This window comes from Arthrobacter sp. GCM10027362 (assembly GCF_042679445.1).
In the GTDB taxonomy this organism is placed as follows: Bacteria; Actinomycetota; Actinomycetes; order Actinomycetales; family Micrococcaceae; genus Crystallibacter.
The window spans coordinates 1-22,531 of record NZ_JBHTML010000031.1 but is presented as its reverse complement, the minus strand read 5'-3'; the positions used below and the strand labels follow the sequence as shown (position 1 = coordinate 22,531).

Sequence of the window (22,531 nt, the reverse complement as noted above, 5' to 3'; positions counted from 1 at the left end):
CGGCGAAGGTACGGGGCCGCCGTCAGGCGCCGGACACCGCTACTTGCGCAGCGTGGCGATTACCTCGTTGAGCGTGGCCGAGGGACGCATCACGGCCGAGGCCTTGGACTCGTCCGGATGGTAGTAGCCGCCAAGGTCCACCTCGGAGCCCTGGACCGACAGCAGCTCGTCGTTGATGGCCTGTTCCTTGGAGCCCAGCGCCTCGGCCACGGCGGAGAAGGCCTTGGCCAGCTCCGAGTCCTCGGCCTGCTTGGCCAGCTCCTGGGCCCAGTACGTGGCCAGGTAGAAGTGGCTGCCGCGGTTGTCGATCTCCCCCACCTTCCGGCTCGGGGACTTGTTCTCGAGCAGGAAGGTGCCGGTGGCCCGGTCCAGGGTGTCCGCCAGGACCTGGGCGCGCTTGTTGCCGCTGGTGGCGGCCAGGTGCTCGAAGCTGGCGGCCAGGGCCAGGAACTCGCCCAGGGAATCCCAGCGCAGGTGGTTTTCCTTCAGCAGCTGCTGCACGTGCTTCGGAGCCGAACCGCCGGCGCCGGTCTCGAACAGGCCGCCGCCGTTGAGCAGCGGCACGATGGAGAGCATCTTGGCGCTGGTGCCGAGTTCGAGGATCGGGAACAGGTCGGTCAGGTAGTCGCGCAGCACGTTGCCGCTCACCGAAATGGTGTCCTCGCCCTTGCGGATGCGCTCCAGCGTGAAGGCGGTGGCCTCCTCCGGGGCCATGATTTCGATCTGCAGGCCCTCGGTGTCATGCTCCTTGAGGTACGCGGTGACCTTGCTGATCAGGTTGGCGTCGTGCGCACGGGTCTTGTCCAGCCAGAAGACCGCAGGCATCTTGGAGGCGCGGGCGCGGGTGACGGCGAGCTTGACCCAGTCGCGGATCGGCAGGTCCTTGGTCTGGCAGGCGCGCCAGATGTCGCCCGGGGCGACCTCGTGGTCGATGATGACGTTGCCGTCGCCGTCAACCACCTGCACGGTGCCGGCGGCCTGGATCTCGAAGGTCTTGTCGTGGCTGCCGTATTCCTCAGCCGCCTGAGCCATCAGGCCGACATTGGGCACGGTGCCCATGGTGACCGGGTCGTAGGCGCCGTTGGCGCGGCAGTCGTTGATGACCACCTGGTAGATGCCCGCGTAGGAGCTGTCCGGCAGCACGGCCAGGGTATCGGCTTCCTGGCCGTCCGGGCCCCACATGTGGCCGGAATTGCGGATCATGGCCGGCATCGAGGCGTCGACGATGACGTCGCTGGGCACGTGCAGGTTGGTGATGCCCTTGTCGGAATCCACCATGGCCAGCGCCGGACCCTCGTCGAAGCCCTTCTTGATCGCCGCCTCGACGCCTTCGCGCACGTCGGCCGGCAGCTCGGAGAGGCCGTTGAGGATGGAGGCCAGGCCGTTGTTAGGGCTCAGGCCGGCGGCGGCCAGCTGCTCGCCGTACTCGGCGAACAGGTCAGGGAAGTAAGCCCTGACCACGTGGCCGAAGATGATCGGGTCGGAGACCTTCATCATGGTCGCCTTCAGGTGGGCCGAAAGCAGGACGCCCTCCTCCTTGGCCCGGGCAACCTGGGCTGCCAGGAACTCGTCCAGGGCGGCGGCGCGCATCACGGTGCCGTCCACTACTTCGCCGGCCAGGACCGGGAAGGAATCCTTGAGCACCGTGACGGTGCCGTCCGCGGCAACGTGCTGGATCTTGACCGTGCCGTCGGTGGGCATGATCACGGACTGCTCGTTCGAGCGGAAGTCGTCCGCGCCCATGGTGGCGACGTTGGTCTTCGACTCCGGGCTCCAGGCACCCATGTGGTGCGGGTTCTGGCGGGCGTAGTTCTTCACCGAGGCAGGAGCACGGCGGTCCGAGTTGCCCTCGCGCAGGACCGGGTTGACGGCGCTGCCCTTGATCTTGTCGTAGCGGGCCCGGATCTCCTTGTCCTTGTCGGAAGCGGGATCGTCGGGGTAGTCCGGCAGTGCGTAACCCTGGCCCTGCAGCTCGGCGATGGCCGCCTTCAGCTGCGGAATGGAAGCGCTGATGTTCGGCAGCTTGATGATGTTGGCTTCCGGCTTCTTGGCGAGTTCGCCCAGTTCAGCCAGTGCGTCGCCGATCCGCTGCTCTTCGGTAAGGAAATCGCCGAAGGCAGCAATGATACGGCCAGCCAGCGAGATGTCGCGGGTTTCCACTTCCACACCTGCGGTCGAGGCATAGGCCTCGATGATCGGCAAGAACGAATGCGTAGCCAGCATTGGCGCTTCGTCAGTGTGGGTATAGATAATCTTGGCCATTTGTGAGGCGTCTCCCTGCAAGGTCTACGGGTATCAGGAATTCTGATCTGATCTCAACATTCCCAATTTACCCGAGGAGACCGGCCGGGTGCTTACGACGGCGGCGGCCCGCCTTAACAAAGGCAGGCCGCCGTCGCGGGTTGGCTTCTTAGTGGAAGAAGTGGCGTGCGCCGGTAAAGTACATGGTGATGCCGGCCGCCTTCGCCGCCTCGACCACTTCCTCGTCGCGGACCGAGCCGCCGGGCTGGACCACTGCCTTGACGCCGGCGTCGATGAGGATCTGCAGGCCGTCGGCGAACGGGAAGAATGCGTCCGAGGCGGCGACGGCGCCGCGGGCGCGCTCCGGAGCAGCGGAACCCTCCACGTTTGCGGCACCGCCGGCGGAATCGGCACCGGACTCCACGGCCACACCCAGCGTGTTGGCCCGTTCCACGGCCAGCCGGCAGGAGTCCAGGCGGTTGACCTGGCCCATGCCGATGCCCACTGCGGCACCGTTGGAAGCCAGCAGGATGGCGTTGGACTTTGCCGCCCGGACCGCGCGCCAGGCGAAGGCCAGATCCGCCAGCGTCGCGTCATCGGCAGCCTCGCCGGCGGCCAGCGTCCAGTGGGCCGGGTTATCGCCCTCGGCATCGATCCGGTCCGAGGCCTGCAGCAGCATGCCGCCGGAGACCTGCTTGTACTCGACGGTGTCCCGGGCGAAGCCCTCGGGCAGGACCAGCAGGCGGATGTTCTTCTTGGCGGAGAGGATTTCCACGGCCTCGGGCTCGAAGGCCGGGGCGACGACGACCTCGGTGAAGATGTTCTTCACCGTCTCGGCCATGGCCCTGGTGACCGGGCGGTTCGCCGCGATCACGCCGCCGAAGGCGGACACCGGGTCGGTGGCGTGGGCCTTGGCGTGCGCGTCGGCGATCGGGTCCGCCGCATCCGGGGAGGCGACGGCGATGCCGCACGGATTGGCGTGCTTGACGACGGCGACGGCCGGCTCGGCGAAGTCGAAAGCGGCGCGCACCGCAGCATCGGCGTCGACATAGTTGTTGAAGCTCATCGCCTTGCCGTGCAGCTGCTCGGCCTGGGCGATGCCCGGCTCCGCGCCCACCTCCACATACAGCGCGGCGGCCTGGTGCGGATTCTCGCCGTAGCGCAGCGACTCGGAACGCTCCAGCGCCAGGCCCGCGTACGGCGGGAACTTCGGCGCGGCCTCGCCGGCCTCGACGTCGTCGCCGAACTGCTCGGCAGTCCACTTCGCCACTGCGGTGTCGTAGGCGGCGGTGTGCGCGAAGGCCAGGGAGGCCAGCCGGCGGCGGGTCTTCAGGTCGAAGCCGCCGGACTTGGCCGCCTCCACGACGTCGCCGTACTTGGCCGGGTCCACCACGATTGCCACGGACGGGTGGTTCTTCGCCGCCGCGCGGACCATGGAGGGACCGCCGATGTCGATCTGCTCCACGACCTCGTCCTGGCTGGCACCGGACTTCACCGTCTGCACGAACGGGTACAGGTTGACGACCACCAGGTCGAAGGGCTCGACTTCGAGATCCTTGAGCTGCTGGACGTGGTCCTCCAGCCGGCGGTCGGCCAGGATGCCGGCATGCACCCGCGGGTGCAGGGTCTTGACGCGTCCGTCCAGGCACTCGGGGAACCCGGTGAGCTCGGAAACTTCGGTAACGGGAACGCCCGCGGCCGAAATCTTCTTGGCCGTGGAACCGGTGGAGACGATGCTGACCCCGGCGGCGTGCAGGCCCTGCGCCAGCTCCTCCAGTCCGGTCTTGTCGTACACCGAGATCAGGGCCCGGCGGATGGGAACACGGTCAAGCTGGTTCAAGCTCACGCAAATCTCCGTAAGAGTCAAGGGTGGGATGGCTCCAGTCTAGCGTTCGCCGCCTGCCCCATGCTTCGCAAGCTCAGCACGGGGACCGCGGACAGGCTCACTTGCCGAGGGACCCGCGAGCGAAGCGATCGGCGGGAGGCCGGTAGACGGCGGCATGCGCCGGCGGCCACGGGCAGCGTGGGCCGCGTCCAGGCACCGGCAGTAGAGTTTTCGTAAGGGACCGGCACAGGCCCTGCCGCGCCGCCGGGCACCGCGCAACTGCCCGTTCCCCGCCCCTGTCCTCCAGCCGGGAAGGCCCCATGACCCAGACCCAGCACCTGCCAACAGGCGACCACATCGTCCAAGAGCTGCCCTGGCGCTGGAAAGTCCAGGGCAAGATCTTCTTGATCGGCGGTTTGGGCTTTATGTTCGACGCTTGGGACGTCACGCTCAACGGCGTGCTCATCCCGCTGCTCTCGGACCACTGGGACCTGGCGCCGACGCAGGCTGCCTGGATCGGCACCGCCAACCTGGTGGGCATGGCCCTGGGCGCCTTCGTGTGGGGCTCCATCGCGGACGTGATCGGGCGCCGGGTCGCCTTCACCGCCACGCTACTGGTCTTTTCCCTCTTCACCGTGTGCGGGGCCCTGGCCCCGGACATCACCTGGTTCTGCATCTTCCGGTTCATCGCCGGCTTCGGCCTGGGCGGCTGCGTCCCCGTGGATTACGCGCTGGTCGGTGAGTTCACCCCGCGCCGGCAGCGCGGCCGGGTGCTGACCGCCATGGACGGCTGGTGGCCGGTGGGAGCGGCGCTGTGCGGCTTCGTCTCAGCCGGCATTATGGCCACCGTGGCGGACTGGCGCTGGACAATGCTCATCATGGTGCTGCCGGCACTGCTGGTGTTCTGGGTCCGGCGCTCGGTGCCCGAGTCCCCGCTCTATCTGGTCAGCAAGGGTCGGACCGAGGAGGCCCGGCGCGTGATCGACGGACTGGTCGAACGCACCGGCGGCACGGTGCAGGAATGGCGGCTGCCGGACCCGGAACAGGCGCCGAAGCTCTCCTTTGGCAATGTCTTCGAGAAGTTCGTGGACGTCTGGCGGTTCAACTGGAAGATCACCGCCGCGGCCTGGGCCCTGTTCTTCAGCGTCCTGCTGGTCTATTACCTGGCGCTGACCTGGATGCCCCGGATCCTGATCGGGGCCGGCTTCGAATCCGTCCGCGCCTTCCTAACGACGGCGGGCATGGCCGCCGCCGGCATCCTCGGCGTCGTCGTGGCGGCGGCACTGGTGGAAAAGACCGGACGCAAATGGATTCTGGCCATCACCGGCCCGCTCTCCGCCCTGGTCCTGGTGATGGTGGCCCTGGTGCTTGAGGCGCCCGCCGCTGTTGTCTTTTGGCTGCTCGTATACGGGTTCATGGTGCAGGTGGCCATCCCGGTGCTGTACGCCTACGTCTCCGAGCTCTACCCGACGGCCCTGCGCGGCTCAGGCTTCGGCTGGGCGTCCACCTTCTCGCGCATCGGCGCCGGCTTCGGCCCGCTGGTCTTCGTCTCGGTCATGTGGCCGAACCTGGGACTGGTCTGGTCCTTCGCGATCGCCGGGGCGCTGGTGCTGCTGTCGGTGCTGTGGATGGCCCGGTGCGCACCGGAAACCAAGGGAAGCGAACTGCACTAGACCGCAGAGCGTCCATGGCCGGCCTGCCCCGGAAGGGCAGGCCGGCCATGGGTCCCTGCTGACCTGTTACGCACGAATCCGCAGTTTCCTGCGTACCATTTTCGGCCGCGTCGGCGTGAAGGCCTATCCGGGCAGCTGCGCGTCGGGGGTTTCCTTGACGGAGACCATGTGCCAGGCGCCCTCTGCGTACCTGGCCCTGACGGTCAGCACGGTCCCGTCCGGATTCCAGTCGGTGGAGTCCACGACCTTCCCGCCCTTGCCCATGGTGGTGCTGGCATCCTCCATGAACGGAACGAGGGCGCTGAGAATGCCCTTCCTGTCCTGCTTCCCCATGACGATCACGTTCAGGGCCTTCGGCTGGCCGCCAACGATCCAACCGCCGTCGGCGTAAACGGCCTCTATCTCATCCGCCTCTGCCAGGCAGGGGGCGCAGTCCGCCGCGATGCCGCGCATCAGCCGGGCGTCGCCGGTCTGGAGCGCATAGTTCTTGGCATCGAAGTAGTAGTAGGTGAACGAGGCCAGCCCTTCGGCGCTGTCCTGGTACATCCGCTTGTTCGTCTCCGGAGGGCGGACGTTCTGGGCCGGAGCCTGCGTGCCCGCCGGCACGGGCTTAGCTTCGGCAGGCTGCTCCGATGCAGTGTCCGTGCCGCAGGCGCTGAGCGCCAGCACGGCAGCCGCCAAGGCGACGAACAATACGGTTTTCTTCATGGTCTCCCCTGAGCTGGTGGTGTGAGTGGGCGCAGCGCCGTCAAAACCCTATCCAGCTACCGGGGAGGAAAGTTTGAAAAGAACGCTTCAAGTGGTGCGGATCATAGGAAAATTCGAGGTCGACCCCTTTCAACAGGCACCGTAGTGCGCCAAGGCTGGAACCATCGCCGTAATGCCAGGCATATTCGATGGGATTTGCCTCGATCCTCACGTCCTGCCCGAGGATCTGGATGTCAAAGCGCTGTTTGGCGGCGTCGGCATATGTGCCCACCCGCGGCGCTGCCGCTGCAGGCCGTAAGCCCCAGGGCATAGACCGCCACAGCTGCAGCATTCGGGCGCGCGTGAATAGAACGGTCATACGGCCCACCTGCACCCCCATGTGCTGGCTGGGCTGCTGACTCATTGCGTGGGGTCAGTCTATGCACATGGTGGGGGCCGGTGCGAAGTTTATCCACAGATTGCGGCGGGGACCGCTTCCCACCCGTCTGCCGGCGCCGGTGGCTCGGCGGCGGCCCGGCCTAACGGCTCAACGGGCTGACGAGAGCTCGCGCAGCGTTTCGACGAGCAGTTTCCGCTCCTCGACCTTGATCCGCTCGTGCAGCTCTTCCTCGGTATCCCCCTCCAGCACGGGCACCGCGGCCTGTGCAAGGATCGGGCCGGTGTCCACACCGGAGTCCACCAGGTGCACCGTCACGCCGGTGACCTTCACGCCGTGCCTCAGCGCATCGCGCACGCCGTGCGCTCCGGGGAAGGACGGCAGCAAAGCGGGATGCGTGTTGACCATGCGCCCTTCGAAAGCGGCCACGAACTCGGCGTCGAGGATGCGCATGAAGCCGGCCAGCAGCACCACGTCCGGTGCGTGTTCCAGCACGGCGGCCTGCAGGGCACGGTTCCAGTCCGGCCGGCTCGCGTAGTCGGCCGGCGGCACGGTGAACGTGGGAATGCCGGCGTCGGCCGCACGCTTCAGGCCAAGGCAGCCGGGCACGTCGGAGCCCACCGCGGCTATCTCCAGGTCCAGTTCCCCCGCCTTGACCGCGTCAATGACGGCCTGGAGGTTGGTGCCTGAACCGGAGACGAGTACCACGATGCGCATGGGTTCAACTTTAGGCGCCAGCCTCGCCCAGCACCCAACCGCCTCCCGCCGCCCGCGAGCTCGCGACGGGACCCTCGGCGGTTAGGCTTTAACCCATGCGCGAACAGACCCGGCCGCAGCCCGCCGCAGACCAGCACAGCTCCCCCAGGTTGTTCCTGCGCGTGCTGTTCCTGCTGGTGCTGGCCACGTTGCTGGCCTACCCGCTGCCGCTGCCGTGGAAGGTGGCCGCCCCGGCACTGGGCATTGCCGCGGTTGTGGTTTCCATCGTCGGGCTCGCGCGGGCGCGGCGGGCCCGGGAAGCGGGGTCCTTGCGCGCCATTTTTGTCCTGGGCCTGGTGGTGTCCCTGTTCTTTGTCGTCACCGCGCTGGCCCAGGTGGCGTTCTGGCCGCTGACCGCAGAATACGAGCAGTGCATGCGCTCGGCCCTCACCCACACCGCGCAGGAGCGGTGCACAGCCGACTACGAGCAGCGGCTGCAGGATCTGAGCAACATCCTCAGGCGTTAGTACGACGGCGGAAAGCGCCTTCGCGCCGGCGGCGCGGCTCGCGTTCGAGCCACGGTCCGGCGGCGGCGCCGATGAGGACGCCAACGGCCGCCTCAGCCCCCACCCAGAGGGCCGTCTGCCAGGGATCGGGTCCGAGGTCCACCAGCCGCCCGATGCCCAGCGATCCCTTGGTCAGCCAGGCCGTCAGCGCCGCGCAGCAGCCGGTGACGGCGCCGATCAGAACACCCAGGCACAGGGTCGACACCGTCGCGGTGAACCAGCGGGCGCGCACCTTGATGGCCAGCCATTCATCGAAGTGGTTTTCGCCCTCGCGGATGAACCACCATCCGGCCAGCACACCGGCGGCCATCGGCAGCATCAGGCCGGCCAGGCCGAAGGACAGCTCCCCGGTCGGCAGCGCACCGAGCACCGGGACGGAGGGCAGCGGTCCGACCGTCGTCTCCATGGGGGTCAGCAAGCTGCCGGTGCCAATGGCGAACCCGGCCCCGGAGGCCCAGGCCAGCGTCCAGCCGACGAAGTTGGGAATCAGGCCCAGCTGCACCACGGTCAGGACGGATCCGCCGACGACGCCGGGGCTGAGCTGTTCGTAGATTTCCACGATCTCGGCCCAGTGCACGGCGATGGCCACCGCCAGCAAGGCGGCGGACAGGCAGACGGCGGCGGCGATCGCCACCAGCCCGGCCCGGATGACGGCCCAGAGGTAGGAGCCGGCCCAGCGGGAATGCTGGCTGGTCTTGCGCACCCAGGCCGCGGCGTCCACGCCAATGAGCCGCGCCCAGGATCCGGCCTCGCGGCGGGCCCCGACCAGCAGCCCTGCTCCTGCCGCAATCAGCGGGATGAGGGCCCCGGCGAGCACCGAGATCCCGACTTCGTCCGTGCGGACCAGGGAGGCGGTAGCCGCGCCGATGAGCGCATAGACGGTCAGTGCGCCGGTCAGTGCCTGCCACAACTGGTCGGTGTAGGAGGCGCGGGCCAGGCGGCGGCCGGCGCGCCAGGACAGGAAGAACGGGATCAAGGTCAGGCCCAGCGGCACCAGGGACAAGGTGCCGCCGAGGGCATCCGAACCGTCGCCGCCGGCAACCTGCAGCGGCACGCCGTGGATCAGCAGCCATGCCTGCCCGGCCAGCCGGCCCAGCGAGTCGAAGGTCCGGTCCTTGAAGCCGTCCGCGAACCAGACCGCCACCAGCGGCAGGACGACGGCGAGCGCGGACAGCAGCGCGCATTGGAAGAATTCGAAGCCGCCCTGCAGCCACAGGGGCATGGGCAGTTCGGTCTGGCCCAGGCGCCGTTTGAGTTTCATCTTCTCCATGGTGCCATCCCGCACCGCCGGCGCGGCTGATAGACGCGGCCCGGGCATCGCGCGTGCCGATCGGTTGCCGGACGGACGGCGACGGTCGTGGAATGTGCCCGGCCGAAGCGGTTTTCCCGCCCCGCGGAATTATCCGGAATTACTGCATTCCCGAAAAAACAGAAAGGGCGGCCGGTACCCGGTAAACGGGGACCGGCCGCCCGCGGGGCGGAAATTCAACACGGATAGTCAACGCGGAAAAAACATCGCGGACACAACCCGGATTTCCGCCGGCCTGCCTGCTCCACGCCGGCTTCCGCCCCGGCATTGCGGGGCAGCCTGCATGAAGCTAACGAACGGCGTCCTTGCGGCGCTTGGGGGTCAGGTCATTCTCCATTGCCGCCTTCGCGCGCTTGTCCGCACGCTTTTCCTTAATAGATTTCCCCTGTTTCTTGTTATTCGAACCCTGCGGCGACTTTCCGGACATTCCATCTCCTTCATCAACATGAAACCCCTTCGGTCCTAGAGACCATACCCCATTTAAAAATAAAAGCCAGTCCAGGCCCGGGCCCTCCGGAGCTACGGCTTCAGCACCACCTTGATGCAGCCGTCCTCCTTTTTCTGGAACTTCTCGTACATGGCCGGCGCCTCGTCCAGCGGGGCGCGGTGGGTGACCAGATCACCAACGCCCAGCGGATCGGCGTCGTCCTCCACCAGCGGCAGCAGGTCCCCGATCCAATGCCTGACGTTGCATTGGCCCATGCGCAGCTGGATCTGCTTGTCGAACATGGTCATCAGCGGCATGGGATCCGAGTGGCCCCCGTAGACGCCGGAGACGGAGATGGTTCCGCCGCGGCGGACGGCGTCGATGGCCGTGTGCAGCGCGGAGAGCCGGTCCAGCCCCGCGGTCTTCATGGCGGCCTTGGCCAGCGGCGGGGGCAGGATCCCGACGGCGGCCTGGGCGGTGGCGGCGCCCGGCGAGCCGTGCGCCTCCATGCCGACGGCGTCGATCACGGCGTCCGGGCCGCGCCCGCCGGTCATCCCGCGCAGGTCCTCGGCACACTGGCTCCCCCAGTCCAAGGTGGCGACACCGTGCCGCTCGGCCATGGCCCGGCGATCGGGAATGCCATCCACACCAATCACCCGGTAGCCCAGATGCTTGCCAATCCGGGTGCAGAACTGGCCCACCGGCCCCAGGCCCAGCACTGCCAGCGTCCCCCGGTCGGGAACGTTGGCGTAGTCCACCGCCTGCCAGGCCGTCGGCAGGATATCCGAGAGGAACAGGTACCGCTCGTCGTCGGCGTCGGGATTGTCGATTTTGACCGGCCCGTAGTCCGCGTAGGGCACCCGCAGGTACTCGGCCTGTCCGCCGGGGATCGAGCCGTAAAGCTCGGTGTAGCCGAACAGCGCGGCACCCATGCCGTGCGCCCTGTTCTGCGTGGTTTCGCACTGCGACTGCAGGCCGATCCCGCACATGTAGCACTGGCCGCACGCGATGTTGAACGGCACCACCACCCGGTCCCCCGGCTTCAGGCTGGTAACGGCGGAGCCCACCTCCTCAACGATCCCCACCGGTTCGTGGCCGAGGATGTCGCCCTTGTGCATGAAGGGCCCCAGCAGCTCGTACAGGTGCAGGTCGGATCCGCAGATGGCGGTGGAGGTGACGCGGATGATGGCGTCCGCAGGCTCCTGGATCTGCGGATCCGGCACCTCCTCGACACTCAGGTGCCGTTTTCCCTGCCAGGTCAGCGCTTTCATGGGATCTCCTGTCCGTGGACGGCTACCCGCGCGCCGGACGCGGGCCGGTTCCGTCCCCACCGTACTCCCGGGCCCGCATGAGGACCAGTACGACTGCAGCAGCTCCAGCGGCGACGGGCAGCACTTCGGCGATGACCGCGTCGATGCCGGACTCGCGCCTTGCCGGCACTGCGTCCGCGGAGGTGTCCCGTGCCGCGCCCCCAGGGCAATGACCGCCGCGGCGCGCCCGCCGACGGCGGCCGGCACTACCGTACGAGCCTGGAACGGGCCGGACCGCCCCGGCGCCTTCACCGGGACAGTCCGCGTGGTGTGGCCGCGGGATCTGCGGCCGGCTCAGGAGCCGGAGACTTCGTATCCTGCTTCGCAGTGTGCGCAGGTCATGCCGGCCCCCTGGCAGGTTCCCGATTCCTGGCCGCCGGCTGCCGCCGGGTCGGTTTTCACGGCACCGTTCGTGTGCGGGGAGCAGCACGCGCACCCGGCGGAGGCGCTGGCGGTAAGGAAGAGTTCGCGAGCCAGTTGGCTGACGGCGTGTTCCGGTGCCAGTAAACATTTACCCATAAGGGGTATATGCCGAAGTGGTATGCCTTATGGCGGCGCATCATTCGCAGGTTGCCGGATTCAGCACCCGGCCCGGTCCCCGGTATCCTGACGACGGGGGACGGCCACGGAACGAAAGGCGGAACGATGAAAGGCAGGATGCCTCCTTTCCCTCTCCCTTTCCGCCACCCCCTGGCAGCGCTCCTGGGTTTGGCCGCAGTCATTGTGGGAATTCTCGGGATGCACATGCTTTCCGGCTCGCATAACAGCCCCCGTCCGGACGGGCAGGCCTTAACCTTCGCGGCAGCCGCCGATCACAGGCACCACCACCTTGGGGAACAGCCCGCTGCGGCTGCAGCAGACGGGTCCGAAGCCGCATCGCAAGCGGCCGGCTGCGCCGGCCCGTGTGGAGACGGCCACGCACTGATGGACACCATTTGCATCCTCATGGCGGTCGTGGCCGGGTTCTCCGTCCTGTTCTTCGCCAGATATCTCCTGCTGACGGGCCGGCACAGCCGGCGCGGACCGCCGGGTTCGTTTGTCCCGGCACGGCCGGTTTTCCGGTCCCCTTCCCTGGTTCAGCTCTGTATCAGCCGCACGTAGAGTCCAGCTCCCTTCCCACCCCTTCGGAAGGGCCCATCCGGCGTGCCCGCATTTGACATGCGGCAGCGATAGACAGCTCATCCACAGAACCACTTTTGAAGGACAAACCCCATGAAGCGCCATACCTCCCTGTCCGCGACCGCCCTGGCAGCCGCGCTCGTCCTGGCCGGCTGCGGCTCCGCCGAATCCGGTTCCTCCGAAAGCTCGATGCCCGGCATGGACCACGGTGCCACCGCACAGTCCCCGTCGGCGCCCGCGTCGGATACGGCAGCAGCCCACAACAGCGCGGACGCCATGTTTGCCCGCATGATGATTCCCCACCACCAGCAGGCCGTGCAGATGAGCGAGATTATGCTCGCCAAGGACGGCCTCGACCCGCAGATCACCCGGCTGGCCGAACAGATCAAGGCCGCGCAGGCCCCCGAGATCGAGACGATGACCGGCTGGCTGAAGACCTGGGGCGACCACTCCTCCATGTCCGGGAACCACGGCATGGAGGGCATGATGACCGAGGAGGACCTCGCCGCCCTCGAAAAGGCCCAGGGCACCAAGGCCTCCAAGATGTTCCTGACCCAGATGATCGCCCACCACGAGGGCGCCATCACGATGGCCGAGGAGGAAGTCTCCAACGGCTCCAACCCCGAGGCCGTCGCCCTGGCCAAGACGATCGTGAAGGACCAACGGGCCGAGATCCAGAAGATGAAGGACCTTCTCGCCGGTCTCTGACAGCTTCAAGTCCTGCTGTGGGGCGCAGGCATTCGTGCGTCCCACAGCCCGTCGCCCACCTGCCTTTCTTTTCACGGAGTAACAATGCCCTCCAAGCCCTTCCCCCTGCACGCCCTCAGGACAGGCGCCCTGGCCGCCGCTGCCGCCGCGTCAATGCTGCTGGCCGGCTGCTCCGGCCAGCCGGCCGGCTCCCAGACATCCGGGGCCGCACCCGCGGAGAACCCGTACGGCCACATCCACGGGGTCAGCGTGGACCCGGAGTCCGGCCATGTCCTGCTGGCCACCCACAACGGACTCTTCGATGTCACCGGCGGGTCCCCGAAACGGACCGGCCCGGTGATCGACCTGATGGGCTTTACCTCCGCCGGGGACGACCATTTCTACGCCTCCGGACATCCCGGCCCCGGCACCAACCTGCCCGATCCCGTCGGCCTGATCCGCTCCGACGACGGCGGCAAAACCTGGCAGCCGCTCTCCCGGCAGGGCGAATCCGATTTCCATGCCCTGACCGTTACCCGTGACGGCATCGTCGGCTACGACGGGCAGCTGCGGATGACCAAGGACCTGAAAAAATGGACGACGGCCCACACCGACATCGAGCCCTACAACCTGGCTGGAACCGCCACCAGCACCGTCCTGCTGGCGACCACCGAACAAGGGGTCCAGCGCTCGGACGACGGCGGGAAAACCTGGGACCTTCCCGCCGGCGCACCGGTCCTGCTCGTCACCACGTTCGCCGACGACGCGGCCGCGGTTGGCGTGGCACCCGACGGCACCGTCCACATCAGCCGCGATACGGGACGGACGTGGCAGGAGGCAGGTAAGGCGTCAGGCCAACCCGCCGCCGTCGCCGCGGTGCCCGGCGAAGGCACGACGGTGCGGATATGGGTGGCCACCACCGCCGGCCTGGAATACTCCGCAGACAGCGGATCAACGTTCGAGCCCCTGGGGAAGCGAAGCCAGCCATGACACCCTTTCCCAAACCAGGACCGGGCAGGCCCCGATCGGAAGTTTCCCGGCGAAGGCACAGGCAGCGCCGAAGCCTTCTACGAACGACCGGGCTGGATGTCCACCGAGGAACACGTGTCCCGGGACGGGTCCCGCTCAAAAACGTACCGATACGGGTTCGCAACGGAGGCAGACCGGTAACGTCGCCCTGGCCTGGAAGCCGCATCTTCCGGCCGCCGGTGGCGGAGCGGCCGGAGCAACCGTGGCTGGCGCTGGGGTCGACGTGGTCCTGGCGCGCCTGCCGGGCGAGCAGCTCCGCCGGCCGGTGCCGCGATGGACGGGTGCCGTACGCCTCAGCTCCGCGGTTGCGTGTGGCCTCAAAGGCCGATCCTGACGTTGCCATGTGCGGGCCGGGGAGGATGCCCGGCAGCAGTCCCACAATTACCCGCGCGCGCCGCGGGACGCAATTTTTCGCGCGCCGTTCACCGGCAGGACACGCCGCGCTCCCCCGGCGTCCGCCGCCGTCGGCCAGGGTGGAGGCGTGCGGATTGTGGTAGTTGCCGAGTCCTTCCTGCCCCACATGAACGGGGTCACCCACTCCCTGCTGCAGGTCATCGCCCACCTGCGCCGGCGCGGGGACGACGTCAGGATCATTGCGCCGTCGTCGTCCTGGCAGGACGGCAGGACGCCGTCCGCCGTCGAGGGGTACCGGGTGCACCGGCTGCCGTCCGTGCCGCTGCGCGGCTATCCGAGCGTGCGCGTTGCAGCCGGCACCGTGGCACGGGTGCGCCGGCTGCTGGCAGACTTCGCTCCGGACGTGGTGCATGTGGCCTCACCGTTCGTCCTGGGCTGGCGCGCGGTCCAGGCCGCCCGCCAGCTGGGCATTCCTGCGGTGTCCATCTACCAGACCGAGATCCCTGCCTATGCCGCCCGGTACGGCCTGCCCTGGCTGGAGCAGCGGCTCTGGCAGCGGGTGGAGAACATCCACGGACTGTCCACCCTGACCCTGGCCCCGTCCAGTTTCGCGCTGGAACAGCTGCAGGCCCGCGGCATCGACCGCGTGCACCTGTGGCGGCGGGGCGTGGACACGGAGCGCTTCTCGCCGGGCAAGTTCGACGGTGCGTGGCGGGCGTCGGTGGCACCGCAGGGCGAGCGCATCATCGGCTACGTGGGCCGGCTCGCGGCGGAGAAACAGGTGGAGGATCTGGCCGTGCTCGCGGACATTCCCGGAACCCGGCTGGTGATTGTTGGCTCGGGTCCGCTCAAGCAGGCATTGCAGGCAAAAATTCCCGGAGCTCACTTCACGGGATTTCTGGGCGGGGAGAGCCTGGCCCGGGTCATGGCGTCGCTGGACCTGTTCGTGCATCCGGGCGAATCCGAGACGTTCTGCCAAACCATCCAGGAAGCCCATGCCTGCGGAGTGCCGGTGGTCGCCGTCGGCCGTGGCGGTCCGCTGGATCTGGTGGACCCTTCCCGCACCGGCTGGACGTACACTCCCGGCCGGCTGGATGAGCTGCGGGCGCGGGTGCTGGACCTGGCCGGCGACGACCTCAAGCGCCGGGCCTTCGGCCGGGCCGCGCGCCAGGCGGTGCAGGGCCGGACCTGGCCCGTGCTGTGCGAGCAGCTGACGGGCTATTACGGCCAGGCCATCGACTTGGTGCATCAGAAGAGGGGGCGGGCTTATCTCCTCGGAGAAGCCCGCCCCCTCTTCATGCGGATGCGCGGTCAGTAGCTGGCCGGGGTGCCCGCGGGCCTGGCGTCCTGGGACACGAACCTGGCTGCCAGCGCCTCGGTGCCGCGGGCCAGCAGGGCGACATCGGCGCCGACGTTGACGAAGTCAGCACCGGCGTCGATGTAGCGGCGGGCCTGGGCCTCGACGAAGGCGTTGACGCCAACGAACTTGCCGGCGGCCTTGACCGCCTGGATCGTGCGGATGACGCCGTCAACCACGTCCGGATGCTCCTGCTGGCCCAGCAGCCCCATGGAGGCGGCCAGGTCGGAGGGGCCGATGAAAACGCCGTCGATGCCGTCCACGGCGGCAATCTCCGCGGCGTTGGCCACGGCCTCGGCGGACTCGACCTGGACCACCAGGGTGATGAACTCCTCCGCCCGGTTGAGGTAGTCCGGCACCCGGTTCCAGCGGGCCGAACGGGCCAGGGCGGAACCGACCCCGCGAATGCCGCGCGGCGGATAGTGCATCGCCGCCACCGCATCCCGGGCCTGTTCGGCATTGTGAACCATCGGCACGATCAGCGACTGCGCGCCCAGGTCCAGGTACTGCTTGATCAACACCGGGTCGTTGAAGGGCACGCGGACCACTGCCGTGGTGGGGTACCCGGCGATTGCCCGCAGTTGCGCGAGGATGGACTCCAGGCCCATCGGCCCGTGCTCGGCATCGATGAGCAGGTAGTCCAGGCCGGCACCGGCGCAGATCTCGGCGATCCCTGCGTCGCCGGAGCAGACGAACATGCCGGCGATGGTGCGGTCGGCCTCGGCGAAGAGGTCCTTGAAGGACTGCGGCGGGTCTACTCGAAACGGCATGTCACCGTCCCCAGCCTGCCGTAGTCGGCCACGACGGTGTCGCCTTCGTACACCCACATCGGGCGGGTGAAGGAGCCGGCCAGGATGATCTCCCCGGCCTTGAGCCCGTCGCCGTGGGCGGCGATCTTGTTGGCCAGCCAGTACACGCCGGCGGCCGGGTGGTTGAGCACCCCGGCGCCGACGCCGGTCTCCTCCACCGTCTGGTTCTTGTACAGGATCGCCGGGATCCAGCGCAGGTCCACGTCCGCCGGGCGCACCGGGTTGCCGCCGACGACCATGGCGCCCATCGCGGCGTTGTCGGAGATGGTGTCCACGATGGTGCGGCCTTCCATCTCGATGCGCGAATCCAGGATCTCCAGCGCCGGCACCACGTACTCGGTGGCGTCCAGGACGTCGAAGATGGTCGCGTTCGGGCCGGTGATGTCCCTGCCCAGCTTGAAGGCCAGCTCCACTTCGATGCGCGGGTGGGTGTACTTCTCCCACTGCACCGTGCAGCCGTTCTCCAGCACCATGTCGTCGAAGATGATCCCGTAGTCCGGCTCGGTGATGCCGGTGGCCATCTGCATGGCGCGGGAAGTCAGCCCAATCTTGCGCCCGACCAGCTTCCGGCCGTTCTCCTCGCTGCGCTTCCGCCACAGGTTCTGCACCTGGTAGGAATCTTCGACCGTCATCTCCGGATACCGGGCGGTCAGCCGCGGGACCGGGGTACGGGTCCGGCCGGCCTCCACCAGCTCGTCCGCAATCTTTTCAATGGTTGACTGGTCTAGCACGCGTGTTACACCACTTCCTCATAGCATTCGGGGCGCAGCACAGCCTTAAGGCTCCTGTCCAGGTGCTGCCGGTTCCGGCGGCCGCTGCGGCCGGTAGCACCATAGTACGGTCCGCATGCCCCGTTCAGGGCCTCGGTTACACTCCCCTGCGCACCGCCCGGGGCCTAAGGTGGAGCCATGACGGATACCGGACAGAGTGCGCCCGGCCAGCGCAGGCCACCCACAGTGGTGGTGCAGCTGGCCGAACAGTTCAGGACCTTCGGCGTGGCCAAGGCCTTCGGCGATCCGGTACGGGTCGGTGAGGAGACCGTGGTCCCGGTAGCCCTGGTGCAATACGGCTTCGGCGGCGGTTCCGGTGCCGACCCCAAGGGCGGGCGCAAGGCCGGGCGACGCAGCGGTGAAAGCGGCGGCGGCGGGGGCGGCGTCGTCATTCCGCTGGGGGTGCTGGCCCGGGGCCGGAACGGCCGGGCCGTATTCCGGCCGAACCCGCTGGCCGTGCTCGTCTGTCTGGTACCGGTGGTGTCGGCCTTCGGGCATGCCGTGACGCGGGTCGTCAGGGCGTCCGAGGCCGGGCGGCGCGTTCCGGTCCCTAGCCGGACGTGGCCTGCGGTCGTACGCTCGTGGTGGCACACTCGAACGATCCGGAAGGATTTCCCATGAAGCTGAGCCACATCCCCCTCCGCCTGTCCACCGGCGCCTTCATCCTCAACTCGGGCATCGCCAAGATGGAGCTGGACAAAGATGCGGCCGCCGGCATGCAGGCCATGGCGGGCCAGATGTTCCCGCAGGTCAAGGACATGGATCCGGCGAAGTTCGGCAAGCTCCTTAGCTACGGCGAGATGGTGGTGGGCAGCATGCTGCTCGCCCCGTTCATCCCGAGCCGGCTCGCCGGCCTCGCGCTGGCCGGTTTCTCCGGCTCGCTCGTGGCGCTGTACCTGAAGACCCCCGGCATGACCCAGCCCGACGGCATCCGCCCCACCCAGGAGGGCACCGCGGTGGCCAAGGACGTGTGGATGCTCGGCATCGCCCTGGCCCTGATCCTGGATACCGGCCGCCGGCGGAAGGCCGTACGGATGCGCTGAGCCCACCGGCGGTTTCGTACCGGAGCATTTCCTGTCATCTCCCATCATCGTCTGCGTGGAACCAGCCATCCGTCCCGCAGTTGCCGACGACGCCGGGACCCTGGCCGGGCTGGCCGCTGGAACCTTCCCGCCGGAGATGACAGTGGCCGAGGTACACGCCGAGCAAGGTTCGACGTCCGTGCGGATGCGCACGGCAGCGGCCTGGCGCACCGGCTGATGACGGCAACGCTGGAGGCAGCGGGCGCCGCCGGGGTGCAGGGGGTCTGGCTCTCGGCCAACGAGCAGAACCTGCGCGCTTTTATGCCCGCACCGGGTTCCGGATCCTGGGCCGGATGGACTTCGAAGCCGGGCACCCGACGCGGCGCAATTACGTGCTGGAACGGGCCGCCGGTGCTGCGGCCGTCCCGGGCGGGGCTACCGGCAGCGCTCGAGAATGAAGCCGGCGATCCGCCGGCCGGCGTCGGGGACGCCCTTGTAGCCGGGAAAACAATTGACCTCGATGACCGAATAACCCTTCGGCGTTTTCACCAGGTCGACACCGTAGAGCTCCAGGCCGAACAGCTTGCCGCAGCGGCGTACGAGGCCGGCCAGCTCGGGGTCGTCGCCGACCGGCGTGCCTTCCTTCTCCTCCTGGGTAGCCGCCGGGAAGACGCGCCTGATGGCATGCACATAGCCGCCGATGGCGTAGGCCTTATAGTCGAACGGCTCGCACTCCACGTACTGCTGGGCGAACACGATCCGGGTCCCCTCCCCGTCGTCGTCCGCGCCGCCCTGTCCGCCGTCCCCGGCCGCGGCACGCGCGGCAAACGCATCGAATTCGGCCTCGTCCCGGCAGATTTCGATGCCGGCGCCGCGGTGTCCGCGGTAAGGCTTGACCACGATCGGCATCTGGCGGGCGACGGAACGCAGCGCCTCGACCGAACCGGCAACGAAGGTGCGCGGTGCCGGAATCCCCGCCTGCAGCAGCATGGCGCCCGAAAGGATCTTGTCGCGGACCTTCATCGTCGGCAGGTACCCGTTCAGGATCGTGCCCCCTTGGTAGTGGGCGGCCGCCGCGATGGACTCGGCCAGCGGCGCATGGGACTTGAACAGGTAGGCGTCGTAATCGAGCCGCAGCCGGCCCAGGTCGATGAGTCCCGACCGCCCGTTGACGATGTCGACGTTGGCGCCGCCGCTCTCCAGGCAGGCGATGACGTCATACGTTACGGAGCGGGCGCTTCGCGGCGGCTCGGACAGAAAACAGATCCGCATGACCCCACCTCGCGCTCCGTCGGCACCTGCGGCCGCGGCTGGAGCCGCGTCCGGTACGGACCGAATACAGACCACGATCAGGCGGCCGCGAAACCTTGTCAAGATCCCGGATCCCGGACCGGGTCTTGACAGCACCGCGGCGCAGGAGCAGCTTAGTAACACGGTTATTGGATTGTTATTGGATTGAGCTTACGTTTTGATGTGAAACCTGTCCGGCAGTCCTTGACCCACGTTTGATAAGCACCGATCGGCTTGGCAACCGGTCGAGTTAGGCGCCCGGTTCCATCACGGGCGGATCACTGGTTCCAGAATCCTTCCCGGTGGTTCTCGTGAGCAGGTCATGAACAAGCGGTGGAGCGGCGGCATTCGCGCCGGAGGAATCCTGCTACGGGAAGAACCACGGGTCCTGGCCATTTCGGAACAGCGCTACGCGCTCCAGGCACAGCCGCGCGGGGTGGTCGCGGCGCTTCGCAGCAGCGGCATGCAGGTGCGGGAGCAGGCCTTGGCCGGCGGCACCGTTCCGGATCACGATGCGGATGTTGTTCCGGACAAGGTGCGCGCGGACCTGGAGTGGGCCGATGTCGTGGTCGCCCGCGGCCGCAGCGAACAGGTGCTGGCCGCGCTCGATCTGGCCCGGGAGCTGGGTGTGGCCATGGTGGACCCGCCCGGTCCGATCCGGGCGGTGCGGGACAAGGCGCGCATGGGTGCGGCGTTCCTGGACGCCGGCATCCCCGTCCCGGCGACGTTCATCGGGCCCGTCGGCGAGCTGGCCGGCACCATCCCGGCATGGCGGTATCCGCTGATCCTCAAGCCGGTCTTCGGTGACAATGCGCGGGGGCTGCGGGTGGTGCGCACCCCTGCGGACCTGGCCGCGGCGGACTGGCCGGAATCGCCCGCCCTGCTGCAAAGCTACCTGCCCGGGGACGGGGTGGACCTGAAGCTGTACGGCATCGGCCCGCAGGTGTGGGCGGTGCGGAAACCCTCCCCGTTCACGCCCTGCCGCGATCCGGGGACGTATCTGGTCCCCCTGGACGACGGGCTGGAGCGTCTGGCGCACGCCTGCGCCGGACTCTTCGGCCTGACCGTGTACGGGGTCGACTGCCTGCAGACCCCCGAGGGTCCGGTGGTCATCGAAATCAACGACTTCCCAAACTTCACCGCGGTCCCGGACGCCGATACCTGGCTGGCACGGCATGTGCTGGACGCGGCCGGTGCCCTGCTGGAAACGGCCCGCCCATGAAGGTCGCGTTCCTGATGCGCCGGCCCGCCGACGACGGCCGCTCCATTACCACCGAAGTGGTGCGGCTGCTGCGGGACTGGCGCGCCACCGTCGACCTGATCCACGTAGACACCAGCCCCGGCCGGCTGGCCGACCTCCACCCCGAGCACGACCTCTACGTCCTGCGCACCGTCACCGATGCCTCGCTCAGCCTCGCAGGCATTCTGGAACGGCAGGGCGCCCGGTGCGTCAATCCGGTATCGGTGTCCCAGACCTGCCGGGACAAGGCGCTCGTGGCGGCCCTGCTCGGCGGTGCCGGCGTCCCGGTGCCCGAGTCGTGGCTGGTGGAACGTCCCCACCAGCTGGCTCCGCTGCTGGCCGGCGGGCCCATGGTCCTCAAGCCGCTGCACGGCTCGCAGGGCCGCGGGGTCCGGGTGGTCTGGGACCCCGACGAGCTTCTCGACGTGGGCGCCGAGGTTCCGCTGGTCGCCCAGCGGTACCAGCCGCACCAGGGCAGGGACCGGAAGCTCTACTGCATCGGCGGCCAGCTCTTCGGCGTCAAGCGGCAGTGGCCGGCGACCACCTACGAGCAGAAACAGGGCGAACCGTTCACCGTCACGGCGGAACTGCACGAAATTGCCCTCACGGTGGGGCAGGTCATCGGTACCGACCTGTTCGGACTCGACATTGTCATCAGCCGGAACCAGCCGTACGTCGTCGATGTCAATCCGTTTCCCGGGTTCAAGGGGGTCCCCGACGCGGCACTGCGGCTGGCGGACTACATCTACGCCACCGCCGCCGAGGACGTCGGTCCGGCCGTGGCCAGGAAGGTGATCAGTTGATGAGAGCAGTAGTAATCGGTCCAGGGCGCGTGGGGTGCGGCTTCGCCGGGCACCTGCTGCACCGCTCCGGCTTCGACGTCGCGTTCATCGGCCGGGCCGGCACGACGGCGCGGCTGCGGCAGGCGGGCCATTACGTCGTGAGGTTGACCGACGGCCGCGCCGAGCACGACGACTGGGTCTCCGTCCAGGACGCCGTGGATCTCGGGGACCTGCGCCGGGGCGCCGGCCTGCTGGCCCAGGCGGAGGTGGTCGGCGTCGCGGTGGGCACGGCGGCCTACGGGGACATTGTGCCCACACTCGCGGCCGGGCTGGCCCAGGCCCCCCGGCCGGTCACCGTCATCGCCTTCGAAAACGACGAACACGCCGGCCGCCTGCTGCGCACCGCCGTCGCACGCCTGGCCGGCCAGGACGCCGTCGAAAGGCACTCCTTCACCGGGGCCGTGGTCGATCGCGCCGTTGCGCACCGGATCCTCCAGGACCGGCCCGGAGCACCGGTGCTGCTGGTGGGCGAGCCGGTGGACTCGTTCGTGATCGACGGCACGGCGCTGCGCGGCCCGGCGCCCGCGATCGACGGGCTGGCCGTCACCGACGATTTCGCCGCGGCCTATCGCCGCAAGCTGTTCCGGTACAGCGCCGGCCATGCCACGGTGGCATACCTGGGGAAGCTCAAGGGTTACCGGAACATGCATGCGGCCGTCCTGGACGCCGAGATCGCCGCGACCGCGCGGGCCGCCATGCGGGAAGGCCAGCGGGGGCTGGCCGCGGCGTACGGCAGCGCGGCGGCAGGATCGGAAACCGAACTGGACGCCATCCTCGCCCGGTTTGCCAACGCCGCCCTGGCGGACACCGTGGCGCGGGTGGGGCGCGATCCGCTGCGGAAGCTGAGAGCCGGCGACCGGCTGATCGGCCCCGCCCGGCTG

The 22,531-nt window shown here is 68.4% G+C and carries 23 protein-coding genes; 12 read left to right on the top strand and 11 right to left on the bottom strand.

Features of this window, described 5'->3' with window-relative positions; genetic code table 11:
• Positions 1-39 precede the first annotated feature (39 nt).
• Entirely contained in the window at positions 40-2,262 is a 2,223-nt protein-coding gene (locus tag ACFQ36_RS07260; protein ID WP_377012088.1) for an NADP-dependent isocitrate dehydrogenase, read from the bottom strand.
• A gap of 148 nt (positions 2,263-2,410) precedes the next feature.
• The gene (gene purH / locus ACFQ36_RS07255; protein ID WP_377012086.1) at positions 2,411-4,087 is read right to left on the bottom strand and encodes a bifunctional phosphoribosylaminoimidazolecarboxamide formyltransferase/IMP cyclohydrolase; all 1,677 of its coding nucleotides are present in this window, start codon (positions 4,085-4,087) and stop codon (positions 2,411-2,413) included.
• 299 nt (positions 4,088-4,386) lie between these two features.
• Between purH and ACFQ36_RS07250 the strand changes: the two genes are divergently transcribed.
• Entirely contained in the window at positions 4,387-5,739 is a 1,353-nt protein-coding gene (locus ACFQ36_RS07250; RefSeq protein ID WP_377012084.1) for an MFS transporter, read from the top strand.
• Between the two features lie 123 nt (positions 5,740-5,862).
• On the opposite strand, the gene ACFQ36_RS07245 is transcribed toward ACFQ36_RS07250, so the two are convergent.
• The 3 genes from ACFQ36_RS07245 to purN all read right to left on the bottom strand — a co-directional run bounded on the left by ACFQ36_RS07245 (position 5,863) and on the right by purN (position 7,540).
• Positions 5,863-6,447, bottom strand: a complete 585-nt coding sequence (locus tag ACFQ36_RS07245) for a DUF6318 family protein (protein WP_377012082.1) — start codon at positions 6,445-6,447, stop codon at positions 5,863-5,865.
• Positions 6,448-6,487: 40 nt separating this feature from the next.
• Positions 6,488-6,805: a hypothetical protein gene (locus ACFQ36_RS07240; protein WP_377012080.1), complete on the bottom strand. Its 318-nt coding sequence runs from the start codon at positions 6,803-6,805 to the stop codon at positions 6,488-6,490.
• Between the two features lie 168 nt (positions 6,806-6,973).
• On the bottom strand, positions 6,974-7,540 hold the full coding sequence (gene purN / locus ACFQ36_RS07235; RefSeq protein ID WP_377012078.1) for a phosphoribosylglycinamide formyltransferase: 567 nt from the start codon (positions 7,538-7,540) through the stop codon (positions 6,974-6,976).
• A 95-nt stretch (positions 7,541-7,635) separates the two neighbouring features.
• On the opposite strand from purN, the gene ACFQ36_RS07230 reads away from it, so the two are divergent.
• On the top strand, positions 7,636-8,046 hold the full coding sequence (locus tag ACFQ36_RS07230) for a hypothetical protein (RefSeq protein ID WP_377012076.1): 411 nt from the start codon (positions 7,636-7,638) through the stop codon (positions 8,044-8,046).
• On the opposite strand, the gene ACFQ36_RS07225 is transcribed toward ACFQ36_RS07230, so the two are convergent.
• From ACFQ36_RS07225 to ACFQ36_RS07215, 3 genes are all read right to left on the bottom strand, one after another.
• Positions 8,036-9,346 carry a DUF6350 family protein gene (locus ACFQ36_RS07225; protein ID WP_377012102.1) on the bottom strand — a complete coding sequence of 437 codons (1,311 nt, stop codon included), beginning with the start codon at positions 9,344-9,346 and terminating at the stop codon, positions 8,036-8,038. The two genes, ACFQ36_RS07230 and ACFQ36_RS07225, sit on opposite strands and share 11 nt — an antisense overlap.
• 337 nt (positions 9,347-9,683) lie before the next feature.
• Positions 9,684-9,821: a hypothetical protein gene (locus tag ACFQ36_RS07220; RefSeq protein WP_377012073.1), complete on the bottom strand. Its 138-nt coding sequence runs from the start codon at positions 9,819-9,821 to the stop codon at positions 9,684-9,686.
• Positions 9,822-9,913: 92 nt separating this feature from the next.
• Positions 9,914-11,092, bottom strand: coding sequence for a zinc-dependent alcohol dehydrogenase (locus ACFQ36_RS07215; protein WP_377012071.1), 1,179 nt, complete (start codon positions 11,090-11,092; stop codon positions 9,914-9,916).
• A gap of 567 nt (positions 11,093-11,659) precedes the next feature.
• Between ACFQ36_RS07215 and ACFQ36_RS07210 the strand changes: the two genes are divergently transcribed.
• The 4 genes from ACFQ36_RS07210 to ACFQ36_RS07195 all read left to right on the top strand — a co-directional run bounded on the left by ACFQ36_RS07210 (position 11,660) and on the right by ACFQ36_RS07195 (position 15,638).
• Positions 11,660-12,232, top strand: coding sequence for a DUF6153 family protein (locus ACFQ36_RS07210; RefSeq protein ID WP_377012069.1), 573 nt, complete (start codon positions 11,660-11,662; stop codon positions 12,230-12,232).
• A gap of 111 nt (positions 12,233-12,343) precedes the next feature.
• The gene (locus ACFQ36_RS07205) at positions 12,344-12,958 is read left to right on the top strand and encodes a DUF305 domain-containing protein (protein ID WP_377012067.1); all 615 of its coding nucleotides are present in this window, start codon (positions 12,344-12,346) and stop codon (positions 12,956-12,958) included.
• An 84-nt stretch (positions 12,959-13,042) separates the two neighbouring features.
• The gene (locus ACFQ36_RS07200; protein ID WP_377012065.1) at positions 13,043-13,927 is read left to right on the top strand and encodes a F510_1955 family glycosylhydrolase; all 885 of its coding nucleotides are present in this window, start codon (positions 13,043-13,045) and stop codon (positions 13,925-13,927) included.
• Positions 13,928-14,447: 520 nt separating this feature from the next.
• Positions 14,448-15,638: a glycosyltransferase family 4 protein gene (locus tag ACFQ36_RS07195; protein ID WP_377012063.1), complete on the top strand. Its 1,191-nt coding sequence runs from the start codon at positions 14,448-14,450 to the stop codon at positions 15,636-15,638.
• On the opposite strand, the gene ACFQ36_RS07190 is transcribed toward ACFQ36_RS07195, so the two are convergent.
• Positions 15,632-16,447 carry an aldolase/citrate lyase family protein gene (locus ACFQ36_RS07190; protein WP_377012061.1) on the bottom strand — a complete coding sequence of 272 codons (816 nt, stop codon included), beginning with the start codon at positions 16,445-16,447 and terminating at the stop codon, positions 15,632-15,634. The genes ACFQ36_RS07195 and ACFQ36_RS07190 overlap by 7 nt on opposite strands.
• Positions 16,432-17,217, bottom strand: a complete 786-nt coding sequence (gene hpaH, locus ACFQ36_RS07185) for a 2-oxo-hept-4-ene-1,7-dioate hydratase (RefSeq protein ID WP_377012059.1) — start codon at positions 17,215-17,217, stop codon at positions 16,432-16,434. The genes ACFQ36_RS07190 and hpaH overlap by 16 nt, the downstream gene beginning before the upstream one ends.
• 177 nt (positions 17,218-17,394) lie before the next feature.
• Here hpaH and ACFQ36_RS07180 point away from each other — a divergent pair, with 177 nt between their 5' ends.
• Genes ACFQ36_RS07180 through ACFQ36_RS07170 form a run of 3 tightly spaced genes read left to right on the top strand, consistent with a single transcriptional unit; the run spans position 17,395 to position 18,516 of the window.
• Complete coding sequence (locus tag ACFQ36_RS07180; RefSeq protein WP_377012057.1) at positions 17,395-17,877, top strand: hypothetical protein; 483 nt, start codon at positions 17,395-17,397, stop codon at positions 17,875-17,877.
• Positions 17,874-18,299 carry a hypothetical protein gene (locus tag ACFQ36_RS07175; RefSeq protein WP_377012054.1) on the top strand — a complete coding sequence of 142 codons (426 nt, stop codon included), beginning with the start codon at positions 17,874-17,876 and terminating at the stop codon, positions 18,297-18,299. Before ACFQ36_RS07180 ends, ACFQ36_RS07175 begins: the two co-directional genes overlap by 4 nt.
• Before the next feature lie 55 nt (positions 18,300-18,354).
• Entirely contained in the window at positions 18,355-18,516 is a 162-nt protein-coding gene (locus ACFQ36_RS07170; protein WP_377012052.1) for a hypothetical protein, read from the top strand.
• 197 nt (positions 18,517-18,713) lie between these two features.
• Here the strand turns inward: ACFQ36_RS07170 and ACFQ36_RS07165 are convergent, their stop codons facing one another.
• Entirely contained in the window at positions 18,714-19,550 is an 837-nt protein-coding gene (locus ACFQ36_RS07165) for a RimK family alpha-L-glutamate ligase (protein WP_377012051.1), read from the bottom strand.
• Positions 19,551-19,890: 340 nt separating this feature from the next.
• Between ACFQ36_RS07165 and ACFQ36_RS07160 the strand changes: the two genes are divergently transcribed.
• The 3 genes from ACFQ36_RS07160 to ACFQ36_RS07150 form a co-directional block, all read left to right on the top strand.
• The gene (locus ACFQ36_RS07160) at positions 19,891-20,790 is read left to right on the top strand and encodes a RimK family alpha-L-glutamate ligase (protein ID WP_377012048.1); all 900 of its coding nucleotides are present in this window, start codon (positions 19,891-19,893) and stop codon (positions 20,788-20,790) included.
• Positions 20,787-21,611 (top strand): RimK family alpha-L-glutamate ligase, encoded by an 825-nt coding sequence (locus ACFQ36_RS07155; RefSeq protein WP_377012047.1) that lies wholly within the window; start codon positions 20,787-20,789, stop codon positions 21,609-21,611. Before ACFQ36_RS07160 ends, ACFQ36_RS07155 begins: the two co-directional genes overlap by 4 nt.
• Positions 21,611-22,531: hypothetical protein (locus tag ACFQ36_RS07150; RefSeq protein WP_377012045.1), on the top strand; the 921-nt coding region annotated here is incomplete at its 3' end. The genes ACFQ36_RS07155 and ACFQ36_RS07150, both read left to right, overlap by 1 nt.

Excerpts from the sequence above, each read along its gene's own strand:
- ACFQ36_RS07260 (WP_377012088.1), bottom strand. The coding sequence starts at position 2,262 with ATGGCCAAGATTATCTATACCCACACTGACGAAGCGCCAATGCTGGCT.
- ACFQ36_RS07250 (WP_377012084.1), top strand. The coding sequence starts at position 4,387 with ATGACCCAGACCCAGCACCTGCCAACAGGCGACCACATCGTCCAAGAG.
- ACFQ36_RS07245 (WP_377012082.1), bottom strand. The coding sequence starts at position 6,447 with ATGAAGAAAACCGTATTGTTCGTCGCCTTGGCGGCTGCCGTGCTGGCG.
- ACFQ36_RS07240 (WP_377012080.1), bottom strand. The coding sequence starts at position 6,805 with ATGACCGTTCTATTCACGCGCGCCCGAATGCTGCAGCTGTGGCGGTCT.
- purN (WP_377012078.1), bottom strand. The coding sequence starts at position 7,540 with ATGCGCATCGTGGTACTCGTCTCCGGTTCAGGCACCAACCTCCAGGCC.
- ACFQ36_RS07230 (WP_377012076.1), top strand. The coding sequence starts at position 7,636 with ATGCGCGAACAGACCCGGCCGCAGCCCGCCGCAGACCAGCACAGCTCC.
- ACFQ36_RS07225 (WP_377012102.1), bottom strand. The coding sequence starts at position 9,346 with ATGAAACTCAAACGGCGCCTGGGCCAGACCGAACTGCCCATGCCCCTG.
- ACFQ36_RS07220 (WP_377012073.1), bottom strand. The coding sequence starts at position 9,821 with ATGTCCGGAAAGTCGCCGCAGGGTTCGAATAACAAGAAACAGGGGAAA.
- ACFQ36_RS07215 (WP_377012071.1), bottom strand. The coding sequence starts at position 11,092 with ATGAAAGCGCTGACCTGGCAGGGAAAACGGCACCTGAGTGTCGAGGAG.
- ACFQ36_RS07210 (WP_377012069.1), top strand. The coding sequence starts at position 11,660 with ATGCCGAAGTGGTATGCCTTATGGCGGCGCATCATTCGCAGGTTGCCG.
- ACFQ36_RS07205 (WP_377012067.1), top strand. The coding sequence starts at position 12,344 with ATGAAGCGCCATACCTCCCTGTCCGCGACCGCCCTGGCAGCCGCGCTC.
- ACFQ36_RS07200 (WP_377012065.1), top strand. The coding sequence starts at position 13,043 with ATGCCCTCCAAGCCCTTCCCCCTGCACGCCCTCAGGACAGGCGCCCTG.
- ACFQ36_RS07190 (WP_377012061.1), bottom strand. The coding sequence starts at position 16,447 with ATGCCGTTTCGAGTAGACCCGCCGCAGTCCTTCAAGGACCTCTTCGCC.
- ACFQ36_RS07180 (WP_377012057.1), top strand. The coding sequence starts at position 17,395 with ATGACGGATACCGGACAGAGTGCGCCCGGCCAGCGCAGGCCACCCACA.
- ACFQ36_RS07175 (WP_377012054.1), top strand. The coding sequence starts at position 17,874 with ATGAAGCTGAGCCACATCCCCCTCCGCCTGTCCACCGGCGCCTTCATC.
- ACFQ36_RS07165 (WP_377012051.1), bottom strand. The coding sequence starts at position 19,550 with ATGCGGATCTGTTTTCTGTCCGAGCCGCCGCGAAGCGCCCGCTCCGTA.
- ACFQ36_RS07160 (WP_377012048.1), top strand. The coding sequence starts at position 19,891 with ATGAACAAGCGGTGGAGCGGCGGCATTCGCGCCGGAGGAATCCTGCTA.
- ACFQ36_RS07155 (WP_377012047.1), top strand. The coding sequence starts at position 20,787 with ATGAAGGTCGCGTTCCTGATGCGCCGGCCCGCCGACGACGGCCGCTCC.